The sequence below is a fragment of the Bacillus sp. SG-1 genome, assembly GCF_000181495.1.
Classification (GTDB): Bacteria; Bacillota; Bacilli; order Bacillales; family Bacillaceae_B; genus Rossellomorea.
Window position 1 is genome coordinate 1 of record NZ_ABCF01000161.1, and the last position, 1,640, is coordinate 1,640.

The 1,640-nt window shown below is 40.6% G+C and carries 2 protein-coding genes and 1 pseudogene; 2 read left to right on the forward strand and 1 reads right to left on the reverse strand.

The window, feature by feature from the left end:
* Positions 1–735: tRNA threonylcarbamoyladenosine dehydratase (locus BSG1_RS19385; protein ID WP_156791538.1), on the forward strand; the 735-nt coding region annotated here is incomplete at its 5' end.
* A gap of 77 nt (positions 736–812) precedes the next feature.
* On the opposite strand, the gene BSG1_RS19950 is transcribed toward BSG1_RS19385, so the two are convergent.
* Positions 813–1,256, reverse strand: a complete 444-nt coding sequence (locus tag BSG1_RS19950; RefSeq protein WP_052302415.1) for a hypothetical protein — start codon at positions 1,254–1,256, stop codon at positions 813–815.
* 288 nt (positions 1,257–1,544) lie between these two features.
* On the opposite strand from BSG1_RS19950, the pseudogene BSG1_RS21035 reads away from it, so the two are divergent.
* Positions 1,545–1,640: pseudogene (locus BSG1_RS21035) on the forward strand (bacitracin ABC transporter ATP-binding protein); the annotation flags it as partial.

The window sequence follows — 1,640 nt, forward strand, 5'->3', positions numbered from 1 at the left end:
TTGGCAATTGGTAAAGAAGGCCTGGATATCCTAAAGAACAGCACAGTGGCAGTCTTGGGAATCGGCGGAGTCGGCTCTTTTGCTGCTGAAGCTCTAGCACGTTCCGGCGTTGGCAGGCTTGTGCTTGTAGATAAAGATGATGTGGATATCACCAATATCAACCGGCAGATCCATGCTTTGCTCTCTACCGTCGGTAAACCTAAAGCCGACCTGATGAAGGAGCGCATCAAGGATATCAATCCTGATTGCGAAGTCATCGCACTTAAAATGTTTTATACAGAAGAGACTTATGAAGAGTTCTTCAGTTACGGATTGGATTTTGTTGTAGATGCATCGGATACAATTTCTTATAAGATCCACCTGATGAAAGAATGTCTTGAAAGAAATATTCCTTTGATCGCTTCCATGGGTGCCGCTAATAAGACGGATCCGACCCGCTTTAAGATTGAGGATATATCCAAAACGCATACAGATCCGCTTGCGAAGGTAATCCGTACCCGTTTAAGAAAAGAAGGAATCCATAAAGGCGTCAAAGTGATTTTCTCTGACGAGAGCCCGATTGTAATCAGGGAAGACATCAGGCAGGAAGTTGGTAAAGATGATGCCAAAATCAGGAAGGCAAAATTTCCGCCTTCTTCCAATGCGTTTGTTCCATCAGTCGCAGGATTGATTGCAGCCAGCCACGTCATTAGTGAACTTCTTTCTTCCATTGAAATCAAACGAGTAAAAGACTGAACAAAAAAGCTGCCGGTTACGGCAGCTTTTTTATTAGGTCAAAAATTCAGGTTACTGTTAACGGTTTGTAAAAATTTTTATATAGTGAATGAAGGAACCGCATTCAATTCCTTCAAGTCAATTTGTGTCAGTAATTCTTTATAGTCTGTTTTTAACTTGTTATAAGTTTTTTCCGCTGCCAGCAGCTTTTTCTGGAGTTTCCTCTGCTGTTCTTTTAGTTTTTTATTTTCATGAATGGCATCTTGTTCGGAGCCTATCCCTTGTAAAAAAGAGATGCAGTCTTCAAGCGATATTGGAGAGGGAGAGGCAGGAGTATGGTCGGTTTCCATAACAGTTTCTTTCTTTAATTTATTGTTCCAGCGGAAACTGCATGCAGCCGAAGTTCGCCCGATGGTTTGGGCGGCCTCATCGAAAGCTTCCTTTTGTGCTTTTCCATCCCTCAGAAACTTGAGAACTGTATCCGTAACTATTTTTTCTTCCTCTACTGTCCACTTCTTCCTCTTTTCAACAGCCTTATTCAAAGGAACACCTCCATTCGTAAAAGACTGTATGTCCATAGTATATGAAGAAACGATGGGGATATCCAGTCGTTCAAATTTCAATCATATCAATTTGAAGTGTGAGGTTTTTAAGAAATAATGAAACCTGCTGCTGATCAATCCGTAAGTGTAATGTGCAGGTGTAAATATTAGAGGAATTAACAACTACTGTATGTCCAAGGATTACTTCGTCGTTGAGGGGCTAAGTGATTAAAGCTAATTATCAGTAAGGGACTGGCTGACAGAAGAGTACTATAAGGGGGAAGAATATTGAAAACAGTATTGGAACTCAAAAATGTTTCAAAGGTAATTAAAGGAAAGAAAATCATTGATTCGCTTTCTTTTGGTGTAAAGGAGGGGGAAGTT